We start from the raw sequence: 12,630 nt of genomic DNA, 5'->3' as shown, positions 1-12,630 counted from the left end.
GATTTGACCAGTCGTGAGGCTGGCACCACCATCAAGGAGCACGCCCTGCGCACGCGCGCCTCACGGCGGACCGAGTCGACCACTATGTCGCTGCGGACAGCCCTGCTCATACTGGCCATCGTTCCCGGCGTCACACTGGCCGCCTTCTGGGCCGACACCAGTGGTCAGACCCTGTTGGACTTCCAGCGCCAGTCAGCCCAGGGACAGTTGGCCCAGAAGGCGGGTCAGCCCTCCAACATCGTGTATTACAATCTGCAGGAGGAGCGTCGACTCAGCGCCGAGGCGCTCGCCCGACACAAGGGCGCCACCGATGCGCTGCAGAAGCAGCGCAGGCTGACCGACAAGGCGATCGAGCGTTTCCAGTCGCTCTCCGATGTGGCGGCCGACGCCGCCCCCGCCGAGGTCCGTGACGCGGTCACCGAGGCCCGCAAGGAGATCAATCAACTGCCCGCCCAGCGCGCCCTCGTCAACGAGGGCGGCAACGACCAGCAGCAGGTCGTGTACGGCTACTACACGGACCTGATCGCGGTCGACCTCCAGCTCTTCACGGCGCTCAGCCATGTCGACAACGGCAGGATCACCACGCTCTCACAGCCGCTGGCCGACCTGTTCTGGACCAAGGAGATGATTTCCCGTTCGGATGCTCTGCTGGCGCGCGGCTGGTCGAAGGGGAAGCTGAGCACCGAGGATCTGAAGCAGGTTCGAGAGGCTGTTTCCGGCCAGTCGCTCCAGTACTCCACCAAGGTCGTCCCCTACCTGCCGCCGGACGAGAAGGCCGTGTGGGAGAAGATCACCCGCAGTCCGGCCTGGAAGACCAAGACGCGGGTGGAGAACGAGGTGCTGCGTCCGGCCGATGCCGACGCGGACGGGTTCGTCGCCATCGACGCCGAGGAGAAGGCCTGGCGCGGCGCGATGGACGAGGTCGGCCCGCAGATCGAGGAGCTGCTGGAGCACTCCACCGCTCTCGTGATCGAGGAGGGCGAAAGCAATGTGATGTCGCTGCTGTTCAAGATGGTGCTGACCACGGTGGTCAGCCTGGTCGCCGTGATCGCGGTCATCTGGACCACCTGGCGCCTCACCCGTAACCTCCGCCGCCGGATCGGCAGCCTGCAGGAGCGGGCCGAGGAGCTGGAGAAGGCCCTGCCCGATGTCGTCGAGCGCCTCGGACAGGGGGAGCGCATCGATGTCGAGGCCGAGGCCCGCGCCATCGAGCACGACAGCAAGGGCGGCAAGACCGACGAGCTGAGCCGGCTCGGCGACGCGCTCAATCTGGCGCGCACCAGTGCGCTGGTGGCGGCCGTCAAACAGGCCGATCAGCAACGCGGCTTCGAGCGGCTGCTCCAGCGCATCGCGCGCCGCACCCAGCAGTTGATCGGTCAGCAGCTCAAGAAGCTGGACGAGCTGGAGCGCAAGCACGAGGACCCTGAGGTGCTGGACGGCCTCTTCGACCTCGACCACCTCACCGCCCGACTGCGGCGGTACGAGGAGAACCTGGTGATTCTCGCGGGCGGTTCCCCGCACCGGCGCTGGCGCAAGCCGGTTCCACTGCTGGACGTGATGCGTTCCGCCCAGGGCGAAGTACAGGACTACCGGCGTGTGGTGCTGGATCTCGACGGCAGCCCCTGGCTGTCGGAGCGGGCCGTAGGCCCGCTCTCCCATGTGCTCGCCGAGCTCATCGAGAACGCGCTGAGCTTCTCCCGGCCGCCGAGCCCGGTGGAGGTCAGGGCCGCCAAGGTGAGCCGCGGTCTGGTCATCGAGGTCGAGGACCGTGGCCTCGGGATGGAGGAGGATCAGCTGGCCGCTGCCAACGAGCTGATGGTCCGGCCGCCCCGGATGGACATGCTCGCCCACTCCGACGACATCCGTCTCGGTCTCTACGTGATCGCACGGCTCGCGGTCCAGCACGACCTGCGGGTGGAGTTCCGCTCCTCGGCGTACGGCGGTACCCGGGTGGTCGTGCTCGTCCCCGACGAGCTCACCGTCTCCGCACCGCAGACCGGTCCGGTCGGTGTGCCGTCTCCCGCTGCTACCGCCCCCGCCGCGCCCGCCGCCCCCGCCGCCCCCGCGGCCGACGGTGCACTGCCCACCCGCATCCAGGGTCAGGCACTGGCCGGAGTCACCGCGCTGAACACGGCAGGCGCGCCCTACTCCGCCCCGGAGCAGCCGTACTCGGCGCCGGAGCAGGAAGAGCAGCGGTACCAGGCGTCCGAGGACGCGTTCACGGACAGCCAGGAACAGCCCTACGCGGCACCGGAGAACACGATTCCGGTGTGGGCCGAGCCCTATGGGGCGCCTACGAGCCCGTACGCCACGCACGAGGCCCCGTACGGCCCGCCCGAGCAGCCGTACATGACGGCCGCCGGCCAGTACCCCGTGGACCAGCCGCCGTACGCGACGACCGATGAGCCGTACCCGGCCCCGCAGCAGCCTTACGCCGCCCCGTACCCCTCCGACGTCGAGGCGGACCGTCCCGGCCTCCCGATCCCCGGGCCCCGGCACTCTGGACCGGACACCGCCCGCCCCGCGCAGCTGCCGGTGTCCGTACCCGACCACTCGGCCCCGCCGGAGCCGGACGCCGCCCGCACGGAGAACCGGTCCGACCGGCCCGCCCTCCCCGCGCCCGGCACGGAGCCCCCGCTGCCGCGCCGGGTGCGGCAGGCCAGCCTGGCAGACGAACTGCGGGGCGACCCGGCCGCCCGGTCCGCCGAGCCCAAGCCGGCGAGCCGGTACGAGAAACCGCTGCTGCGACCAGCCCCGCAACGGGCCGGCGCCGCGATCGGGGCGTTCCAGCGTCGGTCCCGCGCAGCCCGCGCGACCGACGAGCCGCCGACACAGCCCGCCACCCCCCTCCCCACGAGAGAAGAACGGTCATGACACGCACAACTGCAACCCATCAGGATCTCGACTGGCTGCTCGACGGCCTGGTGGACTCGGTGGCCGAGACCCGGAACGCCATCCTGCTCTCCGACGACGGTCTGGTGGTGAGTCATTCGCGCACCATCGAGCGTGCAGACGCCGAGCGGCTGGCCGCCATCTGCACCGGCCAGCAGAGCCTGGCGCGCGGCGTCGGCCAGCTCTTCGACGGCGGCAGCGTGCACCAGGTCATCGTCGAGCTGAACGACCTCTGGCTCTTCATCATCGCGGCCGCCCAGGGCACCCACCTGGCCGTGATCGCCTCCCAGGAGGTGGATGCCGAGATCATGTCGCTCGCCATGCACAACCTCGTGCAGCAGGTCGGCCAGAAGCTCGGCACCCCGGCCCGCGGTGAGTTCGACGCCTTCGGCACCGGAGACGGACAGCGCGCGTGACCCCGTACTGGGAGGAGGAAGAGGAGGAGGACGGGGCGGGCACGATGGTGCGCCCGTACACCATCACCCGCGGCCGGACCGCTCCCGAGCGGGACGACTTCAGCCTCATCACCGTGCTCACGACCGCGCAGGACCCCCGGGACGAGCACGGTGCGCCGATCCTGCCGGGGAAGCTCCAGCCTGAGCACCGGCTGATCCTGGAGCGCTGCCGCCGCCCGTCCGCGGTCGCCGAGGTCTCGTGCGACCTCGGCCTCCCGGTGTCGGTGACCAAGATCCTGCTGGCCGACCTCGTCGCCCCGGGCCTGCTGCTGGCCCGTGCCCCGCTCTCGGTGGCGCGTGTGGCCGGCGGGGTCGACATGGGCCTGCTGGCCACCGTTCGTGACGGACTCCGGAGACTCTGAACCAAGATGACAAGCAGTCAGGCGGCTTCCGCCGCCGTCAAGATCCTCATCGCCGGAGGTTTCGGCGTCGGCAAGACCACCATGGTGGGCGCGGTCAGCGAGGTCGCCCCGCTGCGCACCGAGGAGTACCTGACCAAGGCCAGCATCGGTGTCGACGACCTCGCCGGTATCGGCGACAAGGACACCACCACCGTGGCCCTGGACTTCGGGCGGATCACGGTCAGTTCCGAGCTGGTGGTCTACCTCTTCGGCACCCCCGGCCAGGAACGCTTCTGGTTCATGTGGAACGACCTGGTCAACGGGGCGCTCGGCGGTGTCGTGATCGCCGACACCCGCAGGCTGGAGACGAGTTTCGCCTCGATCGACTTCTTCGAGAGCCGGGACATCCCGTTCGTGGTCGCGATCAACTGCTTCCACGGCCACAACACCCGTACGCCGGACGAGATCAGGACAGCTCTCGACCTCGATCCGCATGTTCCGCTGCTGATCGGCGATGTCCGTGAGCGGCCGTTCGGCCGGGACGTGCTGCTGGCCCTGGTGGACCACCTGATGAGCCTGCCCGTCGCGGCCGGCTGACCGTTCGGTTCCCCCTCGGACCGACCGGCAAATAGGGGGCGGCGTCGCGGGGCTGGGCACGCACATCTGCGCGGCGTTGTCGTCGGTCGACAGTGCTCCGCGTTGCAACTGCACGCACCCAGCCCCGCTCCTTCTCCCACTCCCCATTTTCCGGTCGGTCCTACTTCTCCCACTCTGGAGACACCTGAGATGGCAACACCCCTGCGCGTCCTGATTCACGGCGGCGGCATCGGCGGGCTCACCCTCGCCACCGCGCTGGCCCGGCGCGGTCACACCGTCGAGGTCGCCGAGCTCCGTGACGAGCTGGACGCGCTCGGCGTCGGCATCATCCAGCCGTCCAACGCCCTCCACGTCATGCGGGAGATCGGGGCCCTGGACGACTGCCTGGAGGCGGGCTTCGAGTGGGAGATCCTGACCATCGCCGACCCGGCCGGCAACACGCTCGCCGAGATACCCCAGCCGCGGATGGGCGACGCCCCCTCGAACAACGGCATCCCGCGCCCCGCCCTCGCCCGGGTGCTGAACTCCGCCGCCGTCGGCGCGGGTGCGGAGATCCGCTTCGGCACCACGATCACCGAGCTGACCGACGACGGCTCCGGCGTGGACGTCACCCTGTCCGACGGCTCCTCGGGCCGCTGGGACCTGGTGGTCGGCTTCGACGGCATCGGTTCGCCGCTGCGCACCCGGCTCTACGGGGACCGCTACACCCCCGAGTACACCGGCTTCGCGAACTGGCGGGTGACGGTTCCCCGCCAGCCCCGGGTGCGGGGCGTGGTGATGGGCACCGCGGGCAAGGAGGCCAAGGCGCTGCTCACCCCGATCACCGAGGAACTGATGTACCTGGGTGCGGTGTTCGCGGAGTCCGAGGACTTCCGGCCGGACCCGGAGCGGGCCCATGAGCAGCTCACGGAGCGGCTGGCGATGTTCTCCGGGCCGGTCGCCGAGGCGCTCGCCACCGTCACCGACCCGGCCTCGGTGGTGTACTCGCGGATCTCCCAGGTGACCGTCGAGGAGCCGTGGCACGTCGGCCGGGTCGTCCTGGCCGGTGACGCCGCGCACGCCTCCACCCCGCACATCGCGCAGGGCGCGGCGATGGCCGTCGAGGACGCGCTGGTGCTCGCCGAGTCGCTGGACGCCGAGGCCGAGGTGGCCGCGGCTCTCGACGCGTGGGAGGCACGCCGGCGCCCCCGGGCCATGTGGGTGCAGGCCATGTCGCGTGCGGTGCTCAAGCAGGAGACGGGCAACGAGACGACGCCCGAGGAGGACGAGCTGCTGAAGGTCGGCATTCCGGGCGCGGCGCACGTGCTGGTGAAGCCGTACTGACCGGCAGAGGCCAGCACCGACCGCGCTGATGCGCCGATTGCCGTACGGGCCCGGGTCACCGGGCCCGTACGGTGCGTTCAGGGCAGTACCGCCACTCCGTCGATCTCCACCAGGGCCTGCTCGTCCCAGAGCCTGGCCACCCCGATGACCGCCATCGCCGGATAGTCGCGACCTGCCAACTGCCGCCAGATCCGGCCCAGTTCGGCGGCCCGTTCGCGGTAGTCGGCCACATCGGTGGCGTACACGGTGACCCGGGCGAGGTCCGCGGGAGCGCCGCCCGCCGCGCGCAGCGCGGTGAGCAGATTGGTGAGCGCCGTCGCGAACTGATCGGGCAGATCGTCACCGACGACCTTGCCGTCCTGGTCGAGGGCGGTCTGCCCGGCCAGGAAGACCAGTTGGCCGCCGGTGACCGTGACGGCGTGCGAGAAGCCCGTGGGCGGGGACAGCTCGACGGGGTTGATCCGGTGGACCGGACTCATACGGACGCCTCCCGGCTCGCGTACAGCTCCTTGGCGATGATCGTGCGCTGGACCTCGCTGGCGCCCTCGTAGATCCGTGGCGCGCGGACCTCACGGTAGAGGTGTTCGAGGAGGTGGCCGCGGCGCAGGGCTCGGGCGCCGTGCAGTTGGACGGCGGTGTCGACGACGTACTGCGCGGTCTCGGTGGCGTACAGCTTCGCCATGGCGGCCCGGCGCGGCACGCCGGACTCCCCCGCGTCGTACGCGGCGGCGGCCGCGTACACCAGGAGCCGGGCGGCCTCGGTGCGGGTCGCCATTTCGGCGACCTGGTGGGAGACCGCCTGGAGGTCCTTCAGCGGGCCGCCGAACGCGGTGCGGTGGGCGGTGTGTTCCACCGTGGCGTCGAGGGCGGCGCGGGCCATGCCGACGGCGAACGCGCCGACGCTGGGGCGGAACAGGTTGAGGGTGTCCATGGCCACCCGGAAGCCCCGGTCCGGTTCGCCGAGGACGTCGTCGGGGGTGACCGGGACACCGTCGAAGTCCAGGGCCCCGATGGGATGCGGCGAGAGCATGTCGAGGGCGGTACCGGTCAGTCCGGGGCGGTCGGCGGGGACCAGGAACGCGGTGACGCCGCGGGAGCCGGCGCCCTGGGCCGTGCGGGCGAACACGGTGTAGAAGTCGGCCTCGGGCGCGTTGGAGATCCAGCACTTCTCGCCGGTCAGCCGCCAGCCGCCGGGGGTGTGTTCGGCGTTCAGGGCGAGGGCCGCCGCGTCGGAGCCCGCGCCCGGCTCGCTGAGCGCGAAGGCGGCGACGGCGCGGCCCGCGCGCACCTCGGGGAGCCAGCGTTCGCGGTGGGCCGGGGTGCCCGAACGGACCAGGGGGTGAGTGCCGAGGCCCTGGAGGGCCAGCGCGGTCTCGGCCTCCGTGCAGCCGCGTGCCAGGGACTCGCGGAGCAGGCAGAGATCGAGGGCGCCGGAGTTCAGCATCCGGTCGAGGAGGCCCGATTCGCCGAGTGCGGCGATCAGCGGGCGGTTGACATGGCCGGGGTCGCCCTTCTCCGCGAGGGGGCGCAGTTGCTGCTCGGCAAGGGTCCTCAGCTCTTCACACCAGGCGGTTTGTGCCGGATCGAGCGAGAATGCCGTCATACCGGCGCCTCTCTGGTCGCGTCTGCCCGTCTTCTCGTGCCCGTTCTTCGCATCAGTACTCCGGTCTGTCGTCCCGTCCGTTTCCGTGCTCGTCTTCCCGCCCGCTCGTTTTCCAGTCCACTCGTCTTATCGCGGACCGTTGACTACCGTCACCCAAACGATACGCTCCAGAGGCGACAAGGGGGCGATCCGCCATGGACCCGAAGACCTCAGCGCACCTCGACACCTTCGCCAGGGAGCACCTGCCACCCCAGGACGAGTGGCCGGAACTGCTCTTCGACCTTCCCGAACTGCGCTATCCGGACCGCCTCAACTGCGCGGCGGAACTACTGGACCGCACGACCGACCGCTTCGGCCCCGACCGCCCCGCCTTCCGCACCTCCGACGGCGCGGTCTGGAGCTACGGGGAGCTGCGGGAGCGGGTGGACCGGATCGCCCATGTCCTCACCTCCGACCTGGGGGTCGTCCCCGGCAACCGCGTCCTGCTGCGCGGCCCCACCACACCCCGTCTGGCCGCCTGCTGGCTCGCGGTGCTGAAGGCGGGCGCCATCGCCGTCACGGTGCTGGACCGGCAGCGGTCCGCCGAACTCTCCACCATCTGCTCCATCGCCCGGGTGAGTCACGCACTGTGCGACGTCCGGGCGGTCGACGACCTGGTGAAGGCCGAGGTGCCGGGGCTGCGGATCACGGTGTACGGAGGTGACGCCCCGGACGATCTGCTGCGCCTGGCCGAGGCCAGGAGCGGGCCGTACCGCGCCGTGGACACGGCGGCGGACGATGTCGCGCTGATCGCGTTCACCTCGGGCACCACCGGACGCCCGAAGGGCTGTATGCACTTCCACCGGGATGTGCTCGCCATCGCCGACACCTTCTCGGCCCAGGTGCTCCGGCCCACTCCCGACGACGTGTTCGCGGGCAGTCCGCCGCTCGGCTTCACCTTCGGGCTCGGCGGACTGGTGGTCTTCCCGCTGCGGGCCGGGGCCAGTGCCCTGCTGCTCGAACAGTCCGGCCCGGCGCAGTTGCTGCCCGCGCTCGCCGCCCACCGGGTCTCGGTGCTGTTCACCGCGCCGACCGCCTACCGCGTGATGCTCGACCACATCGACGACCACGATCTCGGCGCGCTGCGACGCTGCGTCTCGGCCGGGGAGAACCTTCCGGTGGCCACCTGGCACGCGTGGCACGAGCGGACGGGGCTGCGCATCATCAACGGCATCGGCGCCACCGAGCTGCTGCACATCTTCGTCTCGGCCGCCGACGACGCGATCCGCCCCGGCACCACCGGAGTCCCCGTGCCCGGCTGGCAGGCCCGGGTGCTGGACCGCGAGGGCCGGCCGGTGCCGGACGGGGAACCCGGGCTCCTCGCCGTACGCGGCCCGGTCGGCTGCCGCTATCTCGCCGACGAGCGCCAGCGGGACTACGTCGCGCACGGCTGGAACCTCACCGGCGACACCTATGTGCGCGACGCGGACGGCTACTTCCGCTACGTGGCCCGCGCCGACGACATGATCATCTCCTCCGGCTACAACATCGCGGGCCCCGAGGTCGAGGACGCCCTGCTGCACCACCCCTCGGTGGCCGAGGCGGCCGTGGTGGGCCGGGCGGACGAGCTGCGCGGCCAGATCGTGGTGGCGTACGTGGTGCTGCGCGAGGGCGCGGTGACGTCGGCCGACGAGCTGCGCGCCCACGTGAAGAGCGAGCTGGCCACGCACAAGTGCCCGCGCGTCATCGAGTTCCTGCCCGCTCTCCCCCGCACCGCCACCGGCAAGCTCCAGCGTTTCCGGTTGCGGAACGACGACTGACCCGGGAGGCCGGGCAACCGGCCCCGAAATACGGGTGCTTCGTGCCGCGCGCACGCGGCAGGATGAGGCATGCCCTGGACCTTCACCGATGACGTCGACGCGTTCCTCGACGCGGCCGGCGCCTCGCTGGCCGCCCGGCCCGCCGAGAACACCCTGATCCTGACCGTCACCGAGACCCTCCGGCTGCGCGGCCCGCACGCCTACGGCGACGCCGCCCCGCTGCTGGGCTGGTGGCGCGGGGCGGACGGCGAGGTCTCCGGGACGCTGGTGCGGACCCCGCCGTATCCACCGATGCTGGGGTCCGTTGTCCCGGAGGCGATCGGTCCGCTGGCCGCCGCGCTCCCCCTGACCCGGGTCAACGCGGACCGGGCCACCGCAGAGGCGCTCGCCGCCGCCTGGCCCGGCCACCGCGTCGACGAGGAGCAGCGGCTCTACCGGCTGGCGACGCTGATCCCGCCCTCCCCCGCGCCCTCGGGACGGCCCAGGACTGCCGTCGCCGCCGACCGGAAGCTGTTGCTGAGCTGGCACCACGCCTTCGCCGACGAGATCGGCCAGTCCGGCGCCCATGTCGAGCGGCTGGTCGACGACCGTACGGCCTCCGGCGGGCTGACGCTCTGGGAGGACGGCGGCACCCCGGTGTCGATGGCGGGCGTCTCCCCGAGGCTCGCGGGCATGGTGCGGATCGTGACGGTCTACACCCCGCCGGAGCACCGTGGCCGGGGCTACGCGGCCGCGGTGACGGCGGAGATCAGCCGGGCCGCGCGGGAGGCCGGTGCGCAGGAGGTGCTGCTCTTCACCGACCTCGCGAACCCCACCAGCAACGGCGTGTACCGGCGCATCGGCTACCGGCCGGTCTCGGACCGGCTGCTGATCAGCGTGGTGGAGCGGTGAGCGGGCCGCCGGAACCCGTCTGGCTGGTCGCCGCGAACGTGGTGCTGTGGCGGCGGTACGGGGATCTCGGCCAGGAGCTGCGGCCGGGCACGAAGACGTACCGGGGCGGGGCGAAGGTGTACGTCGTCGACACCTACCCGGGCATGGGGCACCAGCAGCTGACCACGGTGGGGCACGGGCGGCACACCGGTCACTGGATCACCATCGACACGGGGACCCGCCATCTGCACACCTTCCGGGCGCGGTTGGTATACACCCCGGCGGTGCTGAAGCGGTGCGACAGCCGGGGGTTCGGCACTCGGGAGGAGGCCGCGGAGCTGGCCGCGCTGCTGGAGCGGATCGCCCGCGAGGAGCGGCATGCGCACCACGGGGCGCCGTGCCCGGACCGGTGCCGGTGCCACGAGTGCCTGCCCGTCACTCCAGGGTGAGCCGGGGCTTCGGTGCGTCCGTGCGGCCCGTCGGCGGGGTGCGGCTGCCCGCGCGGTACGGCAGCGGCCAGGGCGCGCCCGGTCCGCCGTAGCCCTGCTCGGCCGCCGCGTGCAGGGTCCACTGCGGGTCGTAGAGGTGGGGGCGGGCCAGGGCGCAGAGGTCGGCCCGGCCCGCGAGCAGCAGCGAGTTGACGTCGTCCCAGGAGGAGATCGCGCCGACCGCGATGACGGGCACGCACAGGGTGTTGCGGATCCGGTCCGCGTACGGGGTCTGGTAGGAGCGGCCGTACTCGGGGCGCTCGTCGGGGACGACCTGGCCGGTGGAGACGTCGATGGCGTCGGCCCCGTGGGCGACGAAGGCGCGGGCGATCTCGACGGCGTCCTCGGCCGTGGTGCCGCCCTCGGCCCAGTCGGTGGCGGAGATCCGGACGGTCATGGGCCGGTCGTCGGGCCAGTCGGCGCGGATCGCGTCGAAGACTTCGAGGGGGAAGCGGAGCCGGTTGTGCAGTGGTCCGCCGTACTCGTCGGTGCGCTGGTTGGTGAGCGGCGAGAGGAATCCGGAGAGCAGGTAGCCGTGGGCGCAGTGGAGTTCGAGCAGGTCGAAGCCGCAGTGGTCGGCGCGCCGGGCCGCCGAGGCGAACTGTTCGCGCACGGCGTCGAGCCCGGCGCGGTCCAGGGCGTGCGGGACCTGGTTGACGCCGTCCGCGTACGGTATCGGGGAGGCGGCGGTGAGCGGCCAGTTGCCGTGGTCGAGGGGCTGGTCGATGCCCTCCCACATCAGTCTGGTGGAGCCCTTGCGTCCGGAGTGGCCGAGTTGCACGCCGATGGCCGTACCGGGCGCGCCCGTGTGGACGAAGTCGGTGATCCGGGTCCAGGCGGCGGCCTGTTCGGGGGTGTAGAGCCCGGTGCAGCCGGGGGTGATGCGGCCCTCGGCGCTGACGCACACCATCTCCGTCATGACGAGACCGGCACCGCCGAGCGCGCGTGCGCCCAGGTGCACGAGGTGGAAGTCGCCGGGGACGCCGTCGACGGCCGAGTACATGTCCATGGGTGAGACGACGACGCGGTTGCGCAGTTCGAGGCCGCGCAGTCGGAGCGGGGTGAACATCGGCGGGACGCCCGGGGCGCAGCCGAACTCCTCCTCGACGGCGGCGGTGAAGGAGGCGTCGCGCAGCCGCAGATTGTCGTGGGTGACGCGGCGGCTGCGGGTGAGGAGGTTGAAGGCGAACTGGCGGGGCGGCTGGTCGACGTAGGTGGCGAGCTCCTCGAACCAGCGCAGGCTGGCCGCGGCGGCCCGCTGGGTCGATTCGACGACCGGCCGGCGCTCGGCCTCGTACGCGGCCAGTGCGGTCGGCAGGTCGGGCTGTTCCTCGATGCAGGCGGCGAGGGCGAGGGCGTCCTCGACGGCGAGTTTGGTGCCGGAGCCGATGGAGAAGTGCGCGGTGTGGGCGGCGTCGCCGATGAGGACGGTGTTGCCGTGCGACCAGTGGTCGTTGACGACGGTGCGGAAGGTGAGCCAGGAGGAGTTGTTGGAGCGCAGCGGCCGTCCGCCGAGCGCCTCGGTGAAGATCTTGGCGCACCGCAGGGTCGAGTGCTCCGCGTCGCAGGTGTCGAATCCGGCGGCCCGCCAGACCTCCTCGCGCATCTCGACGATGACGGTGGAGGCGTCGGCCGAGAAGGGGTAGCCGTGGAGCTGCATCACCCCGTAAGCGGTCTCGGCGATCTCGAAGCGGAAGGCGTCGAGGGCGAAGTCGGCGGCGAGCCAGATGTAGCGGCAGCGGTGGGTGGTGAGGCGGGGACCGAAGGTGTCGGCGTGGGCGGTACGGGTGAGGCTGTGCACACCGTCGGCGGCGATCACCAGGTCGTGGGAGGCGGCCAGCTCTGCGGCCGGCGGCGCCCCGGTGCGGAAGCGGAGGCGTACGCCGAGGGATTCGCAGCGGTCGTGCAGGATCCGCAGCAGCCTGCGTCTGCCCAGCGCCGCGAAGCCGTGGCCGCCGGACGTCTGGGTGACGCCCCGGTGGACGATGTCGATGTCGTCCCACCGTACGAATTCGTCCTGGAGGGCCCGGTACACGACGGGGTCGGCGTGCTCGATGCCGCCGAGGGTCTCGTCGGAGAGGACCACGCCGAAGCCGAAGGTGTCCTCGGGGGCGTTGCGCTCCCAGACGGTGATCTCGCGCTCCGGGTCGAGCCGCTTGAGCAGGGCCGCGGCGTAGAGCCCGCCGGGCCCGCCGCCGATGACCGCGATGCGCTTCACGCCGGTCCGGGCCGCACCGGACGGGGCCGTTTCGGGGGGCATCG

11 protein-coding genes are annotated in these 12,630 nt (G+C 71.8%); 8 read left to right on the top strand and 3 right to left on the bottom strand.

The annotated features are described in order from the left end of the window. Positions 1–3 precede the first annotated feature (3 nt). The 5 genes from OG611_RS31975 to OG611_RS31955 all read left to right on the top strand — a co-directional run bounded on the left by OG611_RS31975 (position 4) and on the right by OG611_RS31955 (position 5,608). Complete coding sequence (locus OG611_RS31975; protein ID WP_266428156.1) at positions 4–2,874, top strand: nitrate- and nitrite sensing domain-containing protein; 2,871 nt, start codon at positions 4–6, stop codon at positions 2,872–2,874. Beyond that, positions 2,871–3,308 carry a roadblock/LC7 domain-containing protein gene (locus OG611_RS31970; RefSeq protein ID WP_266428153.1) on the top strand — a complete coding sequence of 146 codons (438 nt, stop codon included), beginning with the start codon at positions 2,871–2,873 and terminating at the stop codon, positions 3,306–3,308. The genes OG611_RS31975 and OG611_RS31970 overlap by 4 nt, the downstream gene beginning before the upstream one ends. Positions 3,309–3,352: 44 nt before the next feature. Continuing rightward, positions 3,353–3,709, top strand: a complete 357-nt coding sequence (locus OG611_RS31965; RefSeq protein ID WP_266431347.1) for a DUF742 domain-containing protein — start codon at positions 3,353–3,355, stop codon at positions 3,707–3,709. A 6-nt stretch (positions 3,710–3,715) separates the two neighbouring features. After that, positions 3,716–4,285, top strand: a complete 570-nt coding sequence (locus tag OG611_RS31960; protein ID WP_266428150.1) for an ATP/GTP-binding protein — start codon at positions 3,716–3,718, stop codon at positions 4,283–4,285. Between the two features lie 189 nt (positions 4,286–4,474). Continuing rightward, positions 4,475–5,608 carry an FAD-dependent monooxygenase gene (locus tag OG611_RS31955; protein ID WP_266428146.1) on the top strand — a complete coding sequence of 378 codons (1,134 nt, stop codon included), beginning with the start codon at positions 4,475–4,477 and terminating at the stop codon, positions 5,606–5,608. 77 nt (positions 5,609–5,685) lie between these two features. On the opposite strand, the gene OG611_RS31950 is transcribed toward OG611_RS31955, so the two are convergent. Together OG611_RS31950 and OG611_RS31945 are read right to left on the bottom strand one after the other, a co-directional pair. Further along, on the bottom strand, positions 5,686–6,087 hold the full coding sequence (locus OG611_RS31950) for a RidA family protein (protein WP_266428143.1): 402 nt from the start codon (positions 6,085–6,087) through the stop codon (positions 5,686–5,688). Further along, positions 6,084–7,211: an acyl-CoA dehydrogenase family protein gene (locus tag OG611_RS31945; RefSeq protein WP_266428140.1), complete on the bottom strand. Its 1,128-nt coding sequence runs from the start codon at positions 7,209–7,211 to the stop codon at positions 6,084–6,086. The genes OG611_RS31950 and OG611_RS31945 overlap by 4 nt, the downstream gene beginning before the upstream one ends. 194 nt (positions 7,212–7,405) lie before the next feature. Between OG611_RS31945 and OG611_RS31940 the strand changes: the two genes are divergently transcribed. From OG611_RS31940 to OG611_RS31930, 3 genes are all read left to right on the top strand, one after another. After that, complete coding sequence (locus OG611_RS31940) at positions 7,406–9,010, top strand: AMP-binding protein (protein WP_266428137.1); 1,605 nt, start codon at positions 7,406–7,408, stop codon at positions 9,008–9,010. A gap of 69 nt (positions 9,011–9,079) precedes the next feature. Next, positions 9,080–9,901: a GNAT family N-acetyltransferase gene (locus tag OG611_RS31935; protein ID WP_266428134.1), complete on the top strand. Its 822-nt coding sequence runs from the start codon at positions 9,080–9,082 to the stop codon at positions 9,899–9,901. Further along, the gene (locus OG611_RS31930; RefSeq protein ID WP_266428131.1) at positions 9,898–10,329 is read left to right on the top strand and encodes a hypothetical protein; all 432 of its coding nucleotides are present in this window, start codon (positions 9,898–9,900) and stop codon (positions 10,327–10,329) included. Before OG611_RS31935 ends, OG611_RS31930 begins: the two co-directional genes overlap by 4 nt. On the opposite strand, the gene OG611_RS31925 is transcribed toward OG611_RS31930, so the two are convergent. Continuing rightward, the gene (locus tag OG611_RS31925) at positions 10,316–12,628 is read right to left on the bottom strand and encodes a bifunctional salicylyl-CoA 5-hydroxylase/oxidoreductase (protein WP_266428128.1); all 2,313 of its coding nucleotides are present in this window, start codon (positions 12,626–12,628) and stop codon (positions 10,316–10,318) included. The genes OG611_RS31930 and OG611_RS31925 overlap by 14 nt on opposite strands. Between the last annotated feature and the right edge of the window lie 2 nt (positions 12,629–12,630).

It is taken from the genome of Streptomyces sp. NBC_01363 (assembly GCF_026340595.1).
Taxonomy (GTDB): Bacteria; Actinomycetota; Actinomycetes; order Streptomycetales; family Streptomycetaceae; genus Streptomyces.
Note: the sequence above shows the minus strand (reverse complement) of the source record. Positions and strands in the feature narration are given on the sequence as shown.

Excerpts from the sequence above, each read along its gene's own strand:
- OG611_RS31960 (WP_266428150.1), top strand. The coding sequence starts at position 3,716 with ATGACAAGCAGTCAGGCGGCTTCCGCCGCCGTCAAGATCCTCATCGCC.
- OG611_RS31940 (WP_266428137.1), top strand. The coding sequence starts at position 7,406 with ATGGACCCGAAGACCTCAGCGCACCTCGACACCTTCGCCAGGGAGCAC.
- OG611_RS31965 (WP_266431347.1), top strand. The coding sequence starts at position 3,353 with ATGGTGCGCCCGTACACCATCACCCGCGGCCGGACCGCTCCCGAGCGG.
- OG611_RS31955 (WP_266428146.1), top strand. The coding sequence starts at position 4,475 with ATGGCAACACCCCTGCGCGTCCTGATTCACGGCGGCGGCATCGGCGGG.
- OG611_RS31925 (WP_266428128.1), bottom strand. The coding sequence starts at position 12,628 with ATGCCCCCCGAAACGGCCCCGTCCGGTGCGGCCCGGACCGGCGTGAAG.
- OG611_RS31935 (WP_266428134.1), top strand. The coding sequence starts at position 9,080 with ATGCCCTGGACCTTCACCGATGACGTCGACGCGTTCCTCGACGCGGCC.
- OG611_RS31970 (WP_266428153.1), top strand. The coding sequence starts at position 2,871 with ATGACACGCACAACTGCAACCCATCAGGATCTCGACTGGCTGCTCGAC.
- OG611_RS31950 (WP_266428143.1), bottom strand. The coding sequence starts at position 6,087 with ATGAGTCCGGTCCACCGGATCAACCCCGTCGAGCTGTCCCCGCCCACG.
- OG611_RS31945 (WP_266428140.1), bottom strand. The coding sequence starts at position 7,211 with ATGACGGCATTCTCGCTCGATCCGGCACAAACCGCCTGGTGTGAAGAG.